Source organism: Mycoplana sp. 10N416 (assembly GCF_056394765.1).
Genome location: NZ_JBFTIM010000002.1, coordinates 121,827 through 138,782, shown reverse-complemented (window position 1 = coordinate 138,782; position 16,956 = coordinate 121,827). Strand labels below are relative to the sequence as shown.

Genomic DNA, 16,956 nt, shown 5'->3' with positions numbered 1-16,956 from the left:
TCGGGCTGTACTCGGCAGGGAATCCCATGGAAAGGCGCGATTCAGCAACGGCTTTCGCCCATTTCGCAGAGACCTTGGCGCTCGTGTCGCAGGGGCAGCCCGGCCATATCGTCGATACGCTGATCGCCGAGCGCGGAACGCGGATTGTCCTCCACCCGCTTTGGTCTGTTTTGCGGCCCCTTCTCTACACGGTGCTCAACTATCGCCGGGCGATCGAGTTCGCGGACGCCGTTGCCAACATGTCTGGCTTCCAGGCCTTTGAATTCCTGAGTGCGTCATTGATGCTGGACGTCGCGGTCCGCCATCCGGATCGTATCCCCGAGCGGGGCGGGTTTCTGCTGGTCAGCAATCACCCGACCGGGATTGCCGACGGTATCGCCATGTTCGACCTGATGAAGACGCGGCGTCCGGACATGATGTTCTTCGCCAATCGCGATGCCATCCGTGTCAATCCGCGGTTCGCCGAGATGATCATCCCGGTCGAATGGCGCGAGGAGCACAAAAGCAAACTGAAGACGCGCGAGACGCTTCACCTCACCAACCGGGCATTTGCCGAGGGAAAGGCCGCCATTCTCTTTCCCTCCGGCCGTATCGCCTATTGGGGCGACGGCCGATTGAACGAGCGGCCGTGGAAGATCTCGGCCGTGTCGCTTGCGCGCAAGTACGACCTGCCGATCCTGCCGGTGCACATGTCGGCGCGCAATTCCGGTCTGTTCTACTGGCTTGCCAAATGGTCCACCGAGTTGCGCGACATGACCGTCTTCCACGAGCTCCTGAACAAGAAGAGCAACCGGTTCGAGTTCACGATCGGCAATTTGATCCAGCCGGACGAATTGGCGGGCGACCCGATGGAAGTGACCAAGGCCTTGGAGCGTCACAGCGTTTTCTCGCTGGCACAGGATCCGGACGCGGTGTTCCCGCGCGCCTGAGGACGCATTAATCCTTTTCTCTGGCGCGTGGAATCGCTTAGGTAAGGCCATGTTGCTGCGCTCCATGCTTGCCGAAAACTACCGCTCGCTCCGGTCGATCCGCATGGATCTCGGCCAGGTGAACCTGTTTGTCGGCGAGAACGGTACGGGAAAATCGAACCTTTACCGCTCGCTGCAGCTCGTGCAGGCCGCCGTCAGGGGCACGCTTGCAGAGGAGATCGCCGCCGAAGGTGGCATGGCCTCGGCGCTGTGGACCGGCCGCAGGCGCCCGAACGAGCCGATCCGCATCCGGCTTGAGGCGGAACTCCTCGATGAGGAGCGGGCGATCACCTTCCGCTACCGCATCGAGGCGGGCCTTCGCCCGCCGGCCGCGGCGGGCTTTGCCTTCGAGCCGCAGATCAAGACGGAGGAACTGATCATCGAAACCGGCAGCCGGCCGGTGACGATGCTGAAGCGTACCGGCCCCGGCATCATGGTGCGCAACGAAGCGGGGCGAATGGAGGAATATCCGGAACAGGCGCTGACCTCGGAAACGGCGCTGGCCCTTCTCGGCGACGCCGGCCATTACCCGGAAATCGGCACCTTCCGCCGTGCGGTATCGCAATGGCGTTTTTTCCACGGCTTCCGCACCGACCGCGAATCGCCCCTGCGCCAGCCCTGCCTGGCCGTCACCGCACCGATGCTGGACGAGGACGGCGGCAATCTGGCGGCGGTGTTTGCGACGCTCGCCCATACCCGACAGGACACAGTCGACCTCGACCGGGCGATCGCCGAAGCTTTCGAGGGCGCAAGTCTCTCGGTGCCTGAGCCGGGCGAGTTCGCCTCCTTCGGGCTGGTGTTTCCGCAGTTTCCCCGGCGCACGTTCCAGCCGCGTGAACTATCCGACGGCCAGATCCGCTTCCTTGCGCTGGCAGCCGCACTGCTCTCCTATCGAAGCCCGCCGCTCGTCGCGCTGAACGAGCCGGAAGCGAGCCTGCATCCCTCCATGCTGCCGGCGCTCGCCACTATGATTTCCAGCGCGGCGCGCTCGAGCCAGGTCTGGCTCGTCACCCATTCCGAGTTGCTGGCGCGCGAGGTGGAGCAGCACTGCGGCATTCGGGCAAAGCGCGTGATCCGCAACGAGGGCGCCACCTGGATCGAGGGCATGCGGCTGACCGGCGATATCGCGGAGGAGGACGCGTGAGCATTGCCGTCCGCATGGAATTGTCGCCCCTGATGCGGCGTGGGAACGCTGCCGCATGAACCGCCTGTCCGACGACCTGTTCGGCGGGCCGCCGACGCCGCGCCCCGTATCGGTGACCGTGCCGGTGCTTGTGCCGATGCCCGCGCCGCGCCCCTACTCCTATGCCGTCCCGGAGGGCATGGCGGCGGAGCCGGGCTCGATCGTGCAGGTTCCGCTTGGATCGCGCCTCGTCTTCGGTGTCGTCTGGGACCGGGAGAGCGACAACACGGTCGATCCGAAGAAGCTGCGGCCGATCGAGAAGGTGTTCGACTGCCCGCCACTGACGAAGGAAATGCGCGTCTTCATCGACTGGGTTTCCGCCTACACGTTGACGCCGCCGGGGCTGGTGGCGCGGATGGCGCTGCGCGCGCCGGCCGCCTTCGACCCCGAGCCGATGATCGAGGGGCTGCGCTTCACCGGGGTCCGGCCGGAGCGCATGACGGCGGCGCGCGAGCGGGTGCTGGCGCTGGCTGATGAAGGCTTCCCCTGGACCCGCTCCGGCCTCGCCCACGCAGCCGGCGCTTCCTCGAGCGTGATCGACGGGCTGACCGCGCAGGGCAGCTTTGAAACGGTCTTCCTGCCGCCGCCGCCGGTGGTGGCCAGGCCCGACCCGGATTATGTAGCGCCACGGCTGGAGGGACCGCAGACAGATGCGGCGGCCGATCTCGTCGAGCAGGTGCGCGCAGGCCGTTTCAGTGTCGGGCTGATCGACGGCATCACCGGCTCGGGCAAGACGGAGGTCTATTTCGAGGCGATCGCGGAAACGTTGCGGCGGGGTCGGCAGGTGCTGATCCTGCTGCCGGAAATAGCACTGACGTCAAGTTTCCTCGAACGCTTCCAGGAGCGATTCGGCTCCAAGCCGGCCGAGTGGCATTCCGATTTGGCCCCCCGAACCCGCGAAAAGGTCTGGCGGCAGGTGGCGACGGGAGAGGTGCGTGTCGTCGCCGGCGCCCGCTCGGCATTGTTCCTGCCATTCGAGGACCTCGGCCTTGTCATCGTCGACGAGGAGCACGACCCGGCCTACAAGCAGGAAGACCGCGTTTTCTACAATGCCCGCGACATGGCGGTGGTGCGCGCCCGGATCGGCGATTTTCCGGCCGTCCTCGTCTCGGCGACGCCGTCGGTCGAAAGCCGGGTCAATGCCGACCATGGCCGCTACCAGGCTCTGCACCTGCCGACGCGCTTTGGCGAAGCGGCACTGCCGGACCTGCACCTTGTCGACCTGCGCCGCCATCCGCCGCAGCGCGGCGGGTTTCTCTCGCCCGTCATGCTGCGGGCCATCGGCAAGACGGTCGAGCGCGGCGAACAGGCGCTGCTCTTTCTCAATCGTCGCGGCTATGCGCCGCTCACGCTCTGCCGAGTCTGCGGCCACCGTTTTCAGTGCCCGCAATGTTCGAGCTGGCTGGTCGAGCACCGGTTTCGCGGGCAGATCCAGTGCCACCATTGTGGCTATGCCGAACGCACGCCGGAAGCCTGTCCGGAATGCGGTACCTTCGATCACCTGGCCGCCTGCGGTCCCGGCGTGGAACGCATCGCCGAGGAAGTCGAAAAACACTTTCCGGATGCGCGCACGATCGTGCTCTCCTCCGACCTGATGGGGGTCAAGCGGCTGCGCCTCGAGCTCGAGGCGATCGCCAAGGGCGAGGCGGACATCGTGATCGGCACGCAACTGGTGGCGAAGGGGCACAATTTCCCGCTGATGACGCTGGTCGGCATCGTCGACGCGGATCTCGGCCTGTCGAACGGCGATCCGCGTGCGGCCGAGCGCACCTTCCAGCTTCTGTCGCAGGTGACGGGACGGGCGGGCCGAACGGGCTTGAAGAGTCACGGCCTGATCCAGACCTATCAGCCGCTGCATCCTGTCATGCAGGCGATCGTGTCCGGCGATGCGCGCGACTTCTACGAACGCGAGATCGGCGAACGCGAGAAGGCGATGCTACCGCCCTTCGGCCGCCTCGCTTCCGTCATCGTCTCCGCCGACAGCCGCGCGGACGCCGAAGGGCACGCGCGTGGCCTGCGGCAGGCGGCGCCGGCCGTTTCCGGCATCGCCGTCCTTGGCCCCGCCGAGGCGCCGCTGGCGCTGATCCGCGGTCGCCATCGCTTCCGCCTGCTCGTGCACGGCCAGCGCTCCAGCGACATGCAGGCCTTTCTGAGCGCGATGCTGGCCAACGGGCCGAAGGAGCGCGGCTCCGTCCTCGTGCAGGTCGATATTGACCCGCAGAGTTTCCTCTGAACCCACTACGCCGGTCATCGATGGTGTCACAGTGTCGCAGCCAGACGGGACGCGTCGGAAGCTGCCAGCGCAAGGTGATATGGTCTGGCAGGGCCATCGTGACCAATCGTCGTGCATAACCAGTCGCTCCGGATTCCTCGCGCCGCAGGTTTGTGCAATAAGTCCACCAGACCAAGGGTAAGCGCCGGAGAGCGTTCATGGAATTCTATATTCCGACAGAAACTGGGGAATTTCTCGCATTCTGCGGCGCGCTCGCCGCGCTTCTGTTCGGTCTTGTCGGCCTGTTCGCGCCGCGATCGAGCCTGAAGTTCAACGGCCTTCAGTTGCGCGACGGAACGGCGGAGGGATATGCCGCTGCTCGCTCTCTCGGCGGTTTTCACGCCGGACTGGCTCTCTCCGCCGTGATGGTTGCACAGGATTGGGCCTACCTCGCGGTCGGCTCGGCCTTTGCGCTGGCCGCCTTCGGGCGTGTGCTCTCGATGATGTCGGACGCCTCGTTCAGCATGAAGAACCTTGCTCTGTTTGTGGCGCAACTGGTGCTCGCCGCCTTGCCGCTCGCCTACGTTTTCGGCCTTGTCTGAGAAGGATTTTCTCCCTCGCGGCGCGGAATCGGCAGCAGCGGATTCAATTTTGCCAAAATTCGGGACAAGGCTTCTCCACATATCACGGATTCCTGCGCCTCGGCGTGTTGCGAGTCTGAAGTTCCTATGCTAGACGAACCGCGAATTTCAGAAAGAGCGGGCGTCCAGCCTTGTGAGAACTGAAAACAATCGCAACGAATTCAGGGTTTTGAGTTTACGGCCAGTCCGCAAGCTGCCGCTCTGAATGAAAATAAGAGAAGCTTGTGCCCGTGGCAGACACATCCCAGCTTATTTCCGGTGTTGCAGAAAGGTATGCGTCTTCGCTTTTCGAGCTCGCGCTCGAGGCCGGAAACGTCGAAGGGGTTGGTTCTGACCTGAACCGCTTCCAGGCGATGATCGATGCAAGCGACGACCTGAGGCGCCTGATCCAGAGCCCGGTATTCTCCGCCGAAGAGCAGACGAAGGCCATTGCGGCGATCGTCGAGAAGGCTGGCTTCACGGGCCTCGTCGCAAACTTTCTGAAGGTCGTGGCCTCCAATCGCCGGCTTTTCGCCGTGCCGGGCATGGTCAGGGCTTTCCGCGTCATTGCGGCGCGCCATCGCGGTGAGATCACCGCTGACGTAACCTCCGCGCACGCCCTTTCGGCGGCACAGGAGGCCGAATTGAAGGCGGCGCTCAAGGGCGTCACCGGCAAAGACGTGGCGATCGCCGTCACCGTCGACCCGTCTATCCTCGGTGGCCTGATCGTCAAGGTCGGTTCCCGCCAGATTGACACTTCCCTTCGCACCAAACTCTCTACCCTTAAGCTTGCACTGAAAGAGGTCGGCTGATGGATATCCGCGCCGCGGAAATCTCCGCAATTCTCAAAGATCAGATCAAAAACTTCGGCAAAGAGGCGGAAGTCTCGGAAGTCGGCCAGGTGCTCTCCGTCGGTGACGGTATCGCCCGCGTCTACGGCCTCGACAACGTCCAGGCCGGCGAAATGGTCGAATTCCCGGGTGGAATTCGCGGCATGGCGCTGAACCTGGAAAGCGACAACGTCGGTGTCGTTATCTTCGGTTCGGACCGTGACATCAAGGAAGGCGACACCGTCAAGCGGACTGGCGCCATCGTGGACGTCCCGGTTGGTCCGGAACTGCTCGGCCGCGTCGTCGACGCGCTCGGCAATCCGATCGACGGCAAGGGCCCGATCAACGCCAAGCAGCGCGCCCGCGTTGACGTCAAGGCTCCGGGCATTATTCCGCGCAAGTCGGTGCATGAGCCGATGTCGACCGGCCTCAAGGCCATCGACGCCCTCATCCCGGTCGGCCGCGGCCAGCGCGAGCTTGTCATCGGCGACCGCCAGACCGGCAAGACCGCCATCATCCTCGACACGTTCCTGAACCAGAAGCCGATCCACGACAACGGCCCGGAGCAGGACAAGCTGTATTGCGTCTATGTCGCCATCGGCCAGAAGCGTTCGACGGTTGCACAGTTCGTGAAGGTTCTCGAAGAGCGCGGCGCACTGCCCTACTCGATCATCGTTGCCGCGACCGCTTCCGATCCGGCCCCGATGCAGTACCTTGCGCCGTTCGCCGGCGCTGCCATGGGTGAGTACTTCCGCGATAACGGCAAGCACGCGCTCATCGGCTACGACGACCTTTCCAAGCAGGCCGTTGCCTACCGTCAGATGTCGCTGCTGCTGCGCCGCCCGCCGGGCCGCGAAGCCTATCCGGGCGACGTTTTCTACCTGCACTCCCGCCTGCTCGAGCGCGCTGCAAAGCTGAACGACGACAACGGCGCGGGCTCGCTGACGGCTCTGCCGGTCATCGAAACGCAGGGTAACGACGTTTCGGCGTTCATCCCGACCAACGTGATCTCGATCACCGATGGCCAGATCTTCCTTGAAACGGACCTGTTCTACCAGGGTATCCGCCCGGCCGTTAACGTCGGTCTGTCGGTTTCCCGCGTAGGTTCTGCAGCGCAGGTCAAGGCGATGAAGCAGGTTGCCGGCTCGATCAAGGGCGAACTCGCCCAGTATCGCGAAATGGCCGCCTTCGCTCAGTTCGGTTCGGATCTCGACGCTGCAACGCAGCGCCTGCTGAACCGTGGTGCCCGCCTGACCGAACTCCTGAAGCAGCCGCAGTTCTCGCCGCTGAAGACGGAAGAGCAGGTTGCGGTGATCTTCGCCGGCGTCAACGGCTACCTCGACAAGCTGCCGGTCAACCAGGTCAGCAAGTTCGAGCAGGGTCTGCTTTCGTACATGCGTACGGAAGGCAAGGGCGTCCTCGATACCATCCGCACGGAGAAGGCCATCAGCGACGACACCAAGGGCAAGCTCAAGGCTGCTCTTGACGCCTTCGCCAAGACTTTCGCCTGAACGGGCTTTATTCTAGGACGGACAACGGATGCCTTCACTTAAGGATCTGAAAAACCGGATCGCCTCCGTCAAGGCGACGCAGAAGATCACCAAGGCGATGAAAATGGTCGCCGCGGCGAAGCTTCGGCGTGCGCAGGAGGCGGCCGAGGCCGCTCGGCCCTATTCGCAGCGCATGAGTGCTGTTCTTGCCAACATCGCGCAAGCGGTCGGCCAGGACGACGCGGCACCACGCCTGATGACGGGCACCGGTAAGGACGACGTGCACCTGCTCGTCGTCTGCACCGCCGAACGCGGCCTCTGCGGCGGTTTCAACTCGCAGATCGCTCGTCTCGCTCGCGACCACACGCGCAAGCTCCTTGCCAACGGCAAGACGGTCAAGATCATCTGCGTCGGCAAGAAGGGATTCGATATCCTGCGTCGCGAATATGCGTCGCTGATCATCGACCGCGTCGATCTTCGTGAAGTCAAGAAGATCGGCTTCGCCAACGCCGATGACATCGGCCGCAAGGTGATCGGGCTGTTCGACAAGGGCGAGTTCGACGTCTGCACGCTGTTCTACTCGGAGTTCAAGTCGGTCATCGCGCAGATCCCGACGGCTCAGCAGCTCATCCCGGCTTCGGCTGGCGAGGCAGCCGAGCAGTCAGACGCGATTTACGACTACGAACCCGATGCGGCCGCGATCCTCGGTGATCTCATTCCGCGCAACATTTCCGTCCAGATCTTCCGGGCCTTGCTCGAGAACGTTGCCGGCGAGATGGGTGCGAAGATGAGCGCCATGGACAACGCGACACGCAATGCCGGTGAGATGATCAACAAGCTGACGCTCAGCTTCAACCGCCAGCGTCAGGCTCAGATCACCAAGGAACTCATCGAAATCATCTCGGGCGCTGAAGCGCTCTAAGGACCAGGACAAAGAGGGTAAGGATCATGGCTAAGGCAGCTACCCCGAAAGAAACCGCAGCGGAGAAGAAGCCCGCTGCTCCGCGCAAGACGGCAGCCGCCAAGGCCGCATCGACCTCCGTTTCCGCCGCTGGCGCAAACGGCCGCGTGACCCAGGTCATTGGCGCCGTCGTTGACGTCGCCTTCGACGGTCACCTGCCGCTCATCCTGAACGCGCTGGAAACCGACAACAACGGCAACCGCCTTGTTCTCGAAGTCGCCCAGCACCTCGGTGAGAACACCGTTCGCACGATCGCCATGGACTCGACCGAAGGTCTCGTTCGCGGTCAGCCGGTCTCCGACACGGGTGCTCCGATCTCGGTTCCGGTCGGCGACGAGACGCTCGGCCGCATCATGAACGTCATCGGCGAGCCGGTTGACGAAGCCGGTCCGCTGAAGACCAAGGCGAAGCGCGCCATCCACCAGGACGCTCCGGCCTATGTCGAGCAGTCGACGGAAGCCCAGATCCTCGTCACTGGCATCAAGGTCGTCGACCTGCTGGCGCCTTACGCGAAGGGCGGCAAGATCGGCCTGTTCGGCGGCGCCGGCGTTGGCAAGACGGTTCTCATCATGGAACTGATCAACAACGTCGCAAAGGCGCACGGCGGCTACTCGGTGTTCGCCGGCGTTGGCGAGCGTACCCGCGAAGGCAACGACCTTTACCACGAAATGATCGAGTCCGGCGTTAACAAGCTGGGCGGCGGCGAAGGCTCCAAGGCAGCCCTCGTTTACGGACAGATGAACGAGCCGCCGGGTGCCCGCGCACGCGTTGCTCTCACCGGTCTGACGATCGCTGAAGACTTCCGCGACAAGGGCCAGGACGTTCTGTTCTTCGTCGACAACATCTTCCGCTTCACCCAGGCAGGCTCGGAAGTGTCCGCTCTGCTCGGCCGTATTCCTTCGGCCGTGGGCTATCAGCCGACGCTTGCCACCGACATGGGCCAGATGCAGGAACGCATCACCACGACGACCAAGGGCTCGATCACCTCGGTTCAGGCCATCTACGTTCCGGCCGACGACTTGACCGACCCGGCGCCTGCAACCTCGTTCGCCCACCTGGACGCAACGACCGTTCTGTCGCGTTCGATCGCCGAAAAGGGTATCTACCCGGCCGTTGACCCGCTCGACTCCACCTCGCGTATGCTCGACCCGATGATCGTCGGCGAAGAGCACTACGAAGTGTCGCGCAAGGTGCAGACGACCCTGCAGCGCTACAAGTCGCTTCAGGACATCATCGCCATCCTCGGCATGGACGAACTGTCCGAAGAGGACAAGCTGACGGTTGCCCGCGCCCGCAAGATCGAGCGCTTCCTGTCGCAGCCGTTCTTCGTGGCTGAAGTCTTCACCGGTTCGCCGGGCAAGCTCGTCGCGCTCGAAGACACGATCAAGGGCTTCAAGGGCCTGGTCGCCGGCGAGTACGATCACCTGCCGGAAGCAGCCTTCTACATGGTCGGCTCCATCGAGGAAGCCGTCGAGAAGGCGAAGAAGCTGGCTGCTGAAGCCGCTTAATGCCGAATGTCTCGGGCGCCCGCTTGCCGGGCGCCTGTTTCTGACCTGATGAAATCAGAAGAAGTGAATGGTCATGGCCGACAGTTTCAACTTTGAACTCGTTTCTCCGGAGCGGCTGCTTCTTTCCGACAGCGTGGAAGCCGTCGTGCTGCCGGCGACGGAAGGCGAAATGACCGTCATGGCCAACCATGCGCCAACCATGACGACCATTCAGCCGGGCGTCGTCACCGTGAAGTTCGCCAACGGCAAGACCGATCGCTTCGTCGTCTTTGGCGGCTTTGCCGATATCCTGCCCTCGGGCTGCACGCTGCTGGCGGAATCGGCGGTCCATGTCGATGAGATCAGCCGTGACGATATCCTCAAGCGGGTCGAGGTTGCCCGCTCCGAGCTCGAGGCCGCCTTGAACGACGAGCACCGCGCCAGCATCGAGCGCTACATTGCGCAACTGGGCACGGTCCAGGGAACGGTCCTGCCAGCCTGAAACCGCTAGGCGATCAGATATCAAGCCCCGCGACAGCGGGGCTTTTTTGTTGTCCAAGGTCTGCCGGTATGGCGAAGAAGCGCTTAACTACAACGGCAGATTGGTGGCATTCGGCAGACTAATTGCTTTGAAACGGAGCAGTTTGCTGTTTCTATGCGCCAACCGCGCTGGCTGCGGCGCGCCGGCCCCATTCGTGCTTCGCTGGATTTAGATCAATGTCCGACAAAATCATTCCCATCATCATGGCGGGCGGCAAGGGAACGCGACTGTGGCCTTTGTCGCGCGCGCAGGCGCCGAAACAGTTCCTCGAACTGCTGGGCGGCAGGACGCTGTTCCAACGCACGCTGGAGCGGGTCTCCGACAGTGTGCGCTACGAAGCGCCGATCGTGCTGACCAACGCGGAGTTCCGATTCCTGGTGGCGGAGCAGGCGCGCCTGATCGATCATCAATTGGCGAAGATCCTGCTGGAACCGGTGGCGAGGAGCACCGCTCCGGCTTTGGCGGTCGCTGCCTTGGTCGTCGAACGGGAGCACGGCGAAGGCGCCATCATGCAGGTGCTGGCCTCCGATCATGAGATCGCAGCCGATGACGTTTATTTCGACTGTGTCGCGAGGGCGCGAGACGCCGCATCGGCGGGACGGCTCGTCACGTTCGGGATCACGCCCGTGGAACCCGCGACGGGTTACGGCTATATCGAGGCCGGCGAAGAGCTCGGTGGTGGTGCCTTTGCCGTCAAGCGCTTCATCGAGAAGCCGAACCGGGAAAAGGCCGAGGCGCTACTCGCGGCCGGCGGCCATCTCTGGAATTCGGGCATGTTCATGCTGCCGGTAGGGCCGTTCCTGAAGGAACTGCGCCGCTTGGCGCCCGGCGTTCTCGATGCGGCGAGCCGGTCGCTGGTCGGTGCCAAACACGACCTTGATTTCGAGAGGCTCGACCCAGAAGCCTTCGCGACGGCTCCGGACATTTCCATCGACTATGCGGTCTTCGAGAAGACGCCGATCGCCGCCGTCGTGCCGTCGCCGATCGAGTGGTCGGATCTGGGGAGTTGGGATTCGGTCTGGAAGCTGGGCACCCGCGATGAGCAGGGTAATGTCGCCGAGGGGCGGGCGACCTTGCTAGACACGCACAATTCGCTTGTCCTTTCCAAGGACATCCATGTCGCCGTCCAGGGGCTTTCCGATGTGGCTGTCATTGCCAGCGAGGATGCTGTCTATGTTGGCCGCATGGAGGACAGCCAGAACGTCGGCAAACTCGTCAAGTACCTTGCCTCGATGGACGAGACGGCGGCACTGACCGAGACACACCGGACGTCCTATCGACCGTGGGGAGGCTACACTTCGGTGCTCAATGGGGAGCGCTTCCAGGTCAAGCGGCTGTTCGTCAACCCCGGAAAACGGCTCTCGCTGCAGAAGCACCACCATCGCTCCGAGCACTGGATCGTCGTGCGTGGTACGGCCGAAGTGACGATCGGGGACCGCACCGTCCCGCTGCGGGAGAATGAATCGATCTATATCCCCCAGGGCGAGGTTCATCGTCTCTCCAACCCCGGAAAGATCCTGCTCGAACTCATCGAGGTGCAGACAGGATCGTATCTCGGAGAGGACGACATCATTCGCATCGAGGACGAATTCGGACGGCAGTAGCGTTTGCGCCAAGCCGGCCGCACTGCATCAGAGCAAACGCGCGCCCGTCGCATCGATTTTCAGGACTGTCAGACGGCCGGTGGCGAAGCAGCCGGTGTCGATGCCGATGCGGCCATGTGCAAATTCGGGTTTGCTGCAAGGCGTGTGACCGTGAACCACGATCTGCGGCAGCTCCGATCCGACGATGAGGAAGGGCTCACGGATCCACAGCAGATCCTCGTCCTCCTGTGCTTCCAGGGGAATTCCTGGCCGCAGACCGGCGTGAACAAAGATATAGTCCCCGACTGTCAGCAGAACCGGCAGTCCGGCCAGGAACATGATGTGCCGTGCCGGGATGTTCCGTCGCAACCAGACGGAAAGTGCCTCCGTATCGAGTTCCCGCCAGCGGACATCGTCGAGGCTGATCCCATAGGAGGCGAGGGTCGCTTCGCCGCCAAAATTGGGGCCAAGCCAGTATCCCCACGCGACGGGGTCCCGAATGAATTGCAGGAAGATATCGTCGTGGTTGCCACAAAGGGTGATCCGCGTCAGGCCGTCGTGATGTTCCCGAGTGAGATGGTCCAGCACCGATGCTGCGGCCGGGCCCCGATCGACATAGTCGCCGAGATAGACGACCAGGGCCTCGTTTCCGGCGGATCCGAGGTCATCCCTGATGCGGGCTTCGGCCTCGAGCATCTCCCGATAGCAGCCATGCACGTCGCCAATCGCGTAGATGCTGGGCAGCGGGCCGTCCAGTCGCAAACGTCTCCGGCCTCGGCGCCGACCGCGGGGGGAAACAATCTCGACTATTCTGTCCAACAGCTGTTCCATTGTCGCGTAAGGATAGGAGCAGATCCTGAATCTGCGCATATTCCTCGGCAGAAATCGAATCCGAATTTCCGGCCGCATGTCGGTGCCAAGCCCCGGACTCAGCGGTTCTCGAGAGGCTTCTCCGGCATCGGAAGCCACTTTTCGCGATTGAAGTAGTCCGGCAGGTAGCTGTCCTTCGGTCGGGTTCGGTCCGGCGTGATGATGAAGTTGTAACGCGGCGTTTCGCCAAATTCCTTCTTCAGCTGGATCCGGTTGCCGAACACGACAACATCGAATTCCCTCAGGTTCCGGATGCTGTCGACGATCTCGGGCGCATCCTTCCAGCGCACTTCGTCGAGAAAGACCTCCAAGGCGGCAATGGCAGCATCGGTGAGCTCGGCCCGGTCGTCTTCGTTCTCCAGATTCAGCTTGATGCGGAACGAGGTAAGGCGTGCCGAGTCACTGCCGCGGATGGAAAGATAGGCGGAACTGGCCGGCCCGCTTGTGCCCTCCTGGACGGGAAACTCGCGATAGGAGGTGCATTCCCAGCTGCCCTTTGCCAGCCCTTCCTTCCAGCCGGCGTTGAGAAAACCGCTGCGCTCGAGCGCTGCGCAAAGGTCTTTCGGGTCGCGGCGTATCTGTCGCCTGAACTTGGTTTCCATGGGAACGAGGTCGGAAACAAGCCTCTCGGGGATCTCGACCTTGGGGCGTGGAATGCGCTTGCCGCGGATCTCGTGGGAAAGGGGCTCCCGGGCAGCAGACTGCGTCTGGACCGGGGCATAGCCCAAGCGATCGAGCAGGCGATTCAGGTTGCGGTAGTCGTTGGCAAGCAGGACGGTGGCGGCGATTGCGGAAAGAATGCCCAGCGTCAGCAGCGCAAAAAGGGTCTTGCCGGATCTGCCTTTCCTCTGGTCCGCCATACTGTATGGATGCCGTCGCTGCCCGATCGCTGCGAATTCCACCAGTCCGGTTCGAGCCGGGCCGGCCGGTGGTGCCGGATCCGCCGGTTGTGTCGGTGATAGGGCAGAACGCTTCTGGCGGCAAGTGCAACGAGGCGGGTGCCCGGACTTGCAGGCGTGGACAGCGCCGCAACAAAAACCGCCCGGAAGGGGTCCTCCGGGCGGCGTGTTCTGGGCTCAGGTCCGCTTGGGCCCGACCGCGTTCAACCTACTGCTCCCAGCTCTTGACGAGCTCGTCGTAGTTGACCGTCTGCGGCTGTTCCTTCTCGTTCTCGATCTTGAGCTGCGGCGCGAGGTTGCCCTTGGCGACCGCGTCCTTGTTCCAGTATTCGAGATCATGCTCCTCGGCGAGCTTCGGGCCGATGTCGCCCTGGACGCCGGCGCGTTCCAGGCGGCTCAGCACCTGTTCCTGCTCGGCGCACAGCGAGTCCATCGCCTCCTGCGCGGTCTTCGCACCCGAGGACGCATCGCCGATCGCCTGCCACCACAGCTGGGCCAGCTTCGGATAGTCCGGAATGTTCGTACCGGTCGGCGACCACTGGACGCGGGCCGGCGAACGGTAGAACTCGATCAACCCGCCGAGCTTCGGAGCACGGTCCGTGAAGCTCTGATGCTGGACGGTGCTTTCGCGCGTCAGCGTCAGGCCGACGTGGCTCTTCTTGACGTCGACCGTCTTGGAGGTGACGAACTGCGCATAGAGCCAGGCGGCCTTGGCACGGTCGTCAGGTGTCGACTTGAGCAACGTCCAGGACCCCACGTCCTGATAGCCGAGCTTCATGCCGTCCTTCCAGTAGACGCCATGGGGCGAGGGGGCGAAGCGCCACTTCGGCGTGCCGTCCGCATTGACGACCGGCAGGCCATCCTTCACGAAGTCGGCGGTGAACGCCGTGTACGTGAACATCTGCTGGGCGACTTCACCCTGCGAGGGAACCGGGCCGGATTCCGAGAAGGTCATGCCCTGGGCAGCTGCCGGTGCATAGGCCTTCATCCAGTCGAGATACTTCTGGATTGCGTAGACCGAAGCAGGGCCGTTGGTGTCGCCGCCACGGGCGACGCACGAGCCGACCGGACGCGACTTCTCGTCGACCTTGATGCCCCATTCGTCGACCGGAAGACCGTTCGGCAGGCCCTTGTCGCCGTTGCCGGCCATCGACAGCCAGGCATCGGTGAAGCGCCAGCCAAGCGAGGGGTCCTTCTTGCCGTAGTCCATGTGGCCATAGACCTTCTTGCCGTCGATCTCGCGGCCGGTGAAGAACTCGGCGATGTCCTCATAGGCCGACCAGTTGACCGGAACGCCGAGATCGTAGCCATACTTCGCCTTGAAATCGGCCTTGTTCTTCTCGTCGTTGAACCAGTCGTAGCGGAACCAGTAAAGGTTCGCGAACTGCTGGTCGGGCAGCTGGTAGAGGTCGCCATCCGGAGCCGTCGTGAACTTCAGGCCGATGAAATCGTCGAGGTCGAGGTTCGGGTTGGTGACGTCCTTGCCCTCATTCGCCATCCATTTCGTCAGCGACCGGGCCTGCTGGTAGCGCCAATGCGTGCCGATCAGGTCGGAGTCGTTGATGTAGGCGTCGTAGATGTTCTCGCCAGACTGCATCTGCGTCTGCAGCTTCTCGACCACGTCGCCTTCGCCGATCAGGTCGTGCGTCAGCTTGATGCCGGTGATTTCCGAGAATGCCTTGGCCAGAACCTTGGATTCGTATTCGTGCGTGGTGATCGTTTCGGAAACGACCTTGATGTCCATGCCGGCAAACGGCTTGGCGGCATCGATGAACCACTGCATTTCAGCTTCCTGAGCGGTCCGGTCGAGCGTCGACATATCGCCGATTTCCGCATCAAGGAACTTCTTCGCCTCGTCCATGCCTGCAAATGCGGTGCCCGTCAGGGCCAGCAACAGGGTTGCCGTAGTCGTCAGAAGGTGCCTTCGCATCATTATCCTCCCTTAGGTTGTGCGACTGCAGTTTGAAAGGCCGGGCGTGCCCGGCCCCTCGTTCTTGTTGCCTACACGTAGCGGAACACGCCGATGGCGTAGACCACGCTCAAGGCAAGAGCCCACCACAGGTTGGAGCCGACAAGCCCCAGCCATGCGAGATTGATGAACGCCGAACCGAGCAGCGAGATGAACAGTCGGTCGCCGCGCGTCGTCTCGAAGTGCAGGATGCCGACGCGGGGATTGCCGCCGGGCCGCGCGTACTCCCAGACCGCCATCAGCGCCAGCAGCGTGAAGATGGACAGGAAGAACATCGCGGTCGGAAAGGTCCAGGCCATCCAGCCGCCGGGGATGAGCGGTGCGAACCAGTCGCGCGCGTCGTCCTTCACCGGCAGCGACATCACCAGCAGGCCGGCGGCGAGCGCGTAGAGCAGCAGAACGGCCAGAAGTGCCACGGGCCAGCGGTTGTTGCGGTTGGCGTTGGCAGCCATCAGACCCTCCCCAGGGCGAAGCCCTTGGCGATGTAGTTGCGAACGAAATAGATCACCAGCGCCCCGGGGATGATCGTCAGCACCCCGGCCGCGGCAAGCACGCCCCAGTCCATCCCCGACGCCGAGACCGTGCGCGTCATCGTCGCGGCGATCGGCTTGGCGGCCGTTGTCGTCAGCGTTCGGGCGATCAAGAGTTCGACCCAGGAGAACATGAAGCAGAAGAAGGCGGCCACGCCGATGCCGGATGTGATTAGCGGCACGAAGATCTTGGCGAAGAACTTCGGGAACGAGTAGCCGTCGATATAGGCCGTCTCGTCGATCTCCTTCGGCACGCCCGACATGAAGCCTTCGAGGATCCAGACGGCGAGCGGAACGTTGAACAGGCAATGCGCCAAGGCGACGGCGATATGCGTGTCGATCAGGCCGAAGGCAGAATAGAGCTGGAAGAAGGGCAGGGCGAAGACGGCCGGCGGCGCCATGCGGTTGGTCAGCAGCCAGAAGAACAGGTGCTTGTCGCCGAGGAAGCGATAGCGCGAGAACGCATAGGCCGCGGGCAACGCAACCGTGACCGATATCACCGTGTTCATCACCACATAGATGATCGAGTTGATGTAGCCCGAATACCAAGCGGGATCGGTGAAGATGACGATGTAGTTGCGCAGGGTCGGATTCTGCGGCCACAGCGAGAAGGTGCCGGTGATCTCCATGTTCGTCTTGAAGCTCATGTTGACGAGCCAATAGATCGGCAGCATCAAGAACAGGATATAGAGCGCGGGGACGACCCAGGAGAAGCTGCGGTGCGGCGACCGGGCGACATTCGCCCGAGCGCGTTCGGCGGTCCGTGCGGGCGCCTGTGCGGCGGCTTGTGGTTCAACGCGTGCGGTCATGTTC

Annotated in this window: 15 protein-coding genes; 10 read left to right on the top strand and 5 right to left on the bottom strand. The window is 63.1% G+C overall.

The features are described 5' to 3' along the window. The first annotated feature begins 26 nt into the window (after positions 1–26). The 10 genes from AC1DDS_RS04960 to AC1DDS_RS04915 all read left to right on the top strand — a co-directional run bounded on the left by AC1DDS_RS04960 (position 27) and on the right by AC1DDS_RS04915 (position 11,896). Complete coding sequence (locus tag AC1DDS_RS04960) at positions 27–929, top strand: GNAT family N-acetyltransferase (RefSeq protein ID WP_477477871.1); 903 nt, start codon at positions 27–29, stop codon at positions 927–929. 49 nt (positions 930–978) lie between these two features. Continuing rightward, positions 979–2,112 carry an AAA family ATPase gene (locus AC1DDS_RS04955; RefSeq protein WP_477477870.1) on the top strand — a complete coding sequence of 378 codons (1,134 nt, stop codon included), beginning with the start codon at positions 979–981 and terminating at the stop codon, positions 2,110–2,112. 55 nt (positions 2,113–2,167) lie between these two features. Next, entirely contained in the window at positions 2,168–4,384 is a 2,217-nt protein-coding gene (locus AC1DDS_RS04950) for a primosomal protein N' (protein ID WP_477477869.1), read from the top strand. Between the two features lie 197 nt (positions 4,385–4,581). Next, entirely contained in the window at positions 4,582–4,965 is a 384-nt protein-coding gene (locus AC1DDS_RS04945; RefSeq protein ID WP_477477868.1) for an AGROH133_08824 family phage infection protein, read from the top strand. Between the two features lie 263 nt (positions 4,966–5,228). Continuing rightward, the gene (locus tag AC1DDS_RS04940) at positions 5,229–5,795 is read left to right on the top strand and encodes a F0F1 ATP synthase subunit delta (RefSeq protein WP_477477867.1); all 567 of its coding nucleotides are present in this window, start codon (positions 5,229–5,231) and stop codon (positions 5,793–5,795) included. After that, on the top strand, positions 5,795–7,324 hold the full coding sequence (gene atpA, locus AC1DDS_RS04935) for a F0F1 ATP synthase subunit alpha (RefSeq protein WP_477477866.1): 1,530 nt from the start codon (positions 5,795–5,797) through the stop codon (positions 7,322–7,324). The genes AC1DDS_RS04940 and atpA overlap by 1 nt, the downstream gene beginning before the upstream one ends. Before the next feature lie 28 nt (positions 7,325–7,352). Next, positions 7,353–8,225 (top strand): F0F1 ATP synthase subunit gamma, encoded by an 873-nt coding sequence (locus AC1DDS_RS04930; RefSeq protein WP_477477865.1) that lies wholly within the window; start codon positions 7,353–7,355, stop codon positions 8,223–8,225. Between the two features lie 26 nt (positions 8,226–8,251). Continuing rightward, entirely contained in the window at positions 8,252–9,772 is a 1,521-nt protein-coding gene (atpD, locus tag AC1DDS_RS04925; RefSeq protein ID WP_310413052.1) for a F0F1 ATP synthase subunit beta, read from the top strand. Positions 9,773–9,845: 73 nt separating this feature from the next. Further along, positions 9,846–10,253 (top strand): F0F1 ATP synthase subunit epsilon, encoded by a 408-nt coding sequence (locus AC1DDS_RS04920; RefSeq protein ID WP_477477864.1) that lies wholly within the window; start codon positions 9,846–9,848, stop codon positions 10,251–10,253. A gap of 215 nt (positions 10,254–10,468) precedes the next feature. Continuing rightward, entirely contained in the window at positions 10,469–11,896 is a 1,428-nt protein-coding gene (locus AC1DDS_RS04915) for a mannose-1-phosphate guanylyltransferase/mannose-6-phosphate isomerase (RefSeq protein WP_477477863.1), read from the top strand. Between the two features lie 27 nt (positions 11,897–11,923). Here AC1DDS_RS04915 and AC1DDS_RS04910 read toward each other — a convergent pair whose 3' ends face one another. The 5 genes from AC1DDS_RS04910 to AC1DDS_RS04890 all read right to left on the bottom strand — a co-directional run bounded on the left by AC1DDS_RS04910 (position 11,924) and on the right by AC1DDS_RS04890 (position 16,952). Beyond that, positions 11,924–12,637, bottom strand: a complete 714-nt coding sequence (locus tag AC1DDS_RS04910) for a metallophosphoesterase (protein ID WP_477477862.1) — start codon at positions 12,635–12,637, stop codon at positions 11,924–11,926. A 167-nt stretch (positions 12,638–12,804) separates the two neighbouring features. After that, on the bottom strand, positions 12,805–13,605 hold the full coding sequence (locus tag AC1DDS_RS04905) for a DUF6030 family protein (protein WP_477477861.1): 801 nt from the start codon (positions 13,603–13,605) through the stop codon (positions 12,805–12,807). A 247-nt stretch (positions 13,606–13,852) separates the two neighbouring features. Beyond that, positions 13,853–15,574 carry an ABC transporter substrate-binding protein gene (locus AC1DDS_RS04900; protein WP_310413037.1) on the bottom strand — a complete coding sequence of 574 codons (1,722 nt, stop codon included), beginning with the start codon at positions 15,572–15,574 and terminating at the stop codon, positions 13,853–13,855. A gap of 71 nt (positions 15,575–15,645) precedes the next feature. Then, positions 15,646–16,065, bottom strand: coding sequence for a DUF2160 domain-containing protein (locus AC1DDS_RS04895; RefSeq protein ID WP_477477860.1), 420 nt, complete (start codon positions 16,063–16,065; stop codon positions 15,646–15,648). Next, positions 16,065–16,952: a carbohydrate ABC transporter permease gene (locus AC1DDS_RS04890; RefSeq protein WP_477477859.1), complete on the bottom strand. Its 888-nt coding sequence runs from the start codon at positions 16,950–16,952 to the stop codon at positions 16,065–16,067. The genes AC1DDS_RS04895 and AC1DDS_RS04890 overlap by 1 nt, the downstream gene beginning before the upstream one ends. Positions 16,953–16,956: the final 4 nt, after the last annotated feature.

Excerpts from the sequence above, each read along its gene's own strand:
- AC1DDS_RS04895 (WP_477477860.1), bottom strand. The coding sequence starts at position 16,065 with ATGGCTGCCAACGCCAACCGCAACAACCGCTGGCCCGTGGCACTTCTG.
- atpD (WP_310413052.1), top strand. The coding sequence starts at position 8,252 with ATGGCTAAGGCAGCTACCCCGAAAGAAACCGCAGCGGAGAAGAAGCCC.
- AC1DDS_RS04960 (WP_477477871.1), top strand. The coding sequence starts at position 27 with ATGGAAAGGCGCGATTCAGCAACGGCTTTCGCCCATTTCGCAGAGACC.
- AC1DDS_RS04900 (WP_310413037.1), bottom strand. The coding sequence starts at position 15,574 with ATGCGAAGGCACCTTCTGACGACTACGGCAACCCTGTTGCTGGCCCTG.
- AC1DDS_RS04915 (WP_477477863.1), top strand. The coding sequence starts at position 10,469 with ATGTCCGACAAAATCATTCCCATCATCATGGCGGGCGGCAAGGGAACG.
- AC1DDS_RS04955 (WP_477477870.1), top strand. The coding sequence starts at position 979 with ATGTTGCTGCGCTCCATGCTTGCCGAAAACTACCGCTCGCTCCGGTCG.
- AC1DDS_RS04920 (WP_477477864.1), top strand. The coding sequence starts at position 9,846 with ATGGCCGACAGTTTCAACTTTGAACTCGTTTCTCCGGAGCGGCTGCTT.
- AC1DDS_RS04950 (WP_477477869.1), top strand. The coding sequence starts at position 2,168 with ATGAACCGCCTGTCCGACGACCTGTTCGGCGGGCCGCCGACGCCGCGC.
- AC1DDS_RS04945 (WP_477477868.1), top strand. The coding sequence starts at position 4,582 with ATGGAATTCTATATTCCGACAGAAACTGGGGAATTTCTCGCATTCTGC.
- AC1DDS_RS04905 (WP_477477861.1), bottom strand. The coding sequence starts at position 13,605 with ATGGCGGACCAGAGGAAAGGCAGATCCGGCAAGACCCTTTTTGCGCTG.
- AC1DDS_RS04890 (WP_477477859.1), bottom strand. The coding sequence starts at position 16,952 with ATGACCGCACGCGTTGAACCACAAGCCGCCGCACAGGCGCCCGCACGG.
- atpA (WP_477477866.1), top strand. The coding sequence starts at position 5,795 with ATGGATATCCGCGCCGCGGAAATCTCCGCAATTCTCAAAGATCAGATC.
- AC1DDS_RS04930 (WP_477477865.1), top strand. The coding sequence starts at position 7,353 with ATGCCTTCACTTAAGGATCTGAAAAACCGGATCGCCTCCGTCAAGGCG.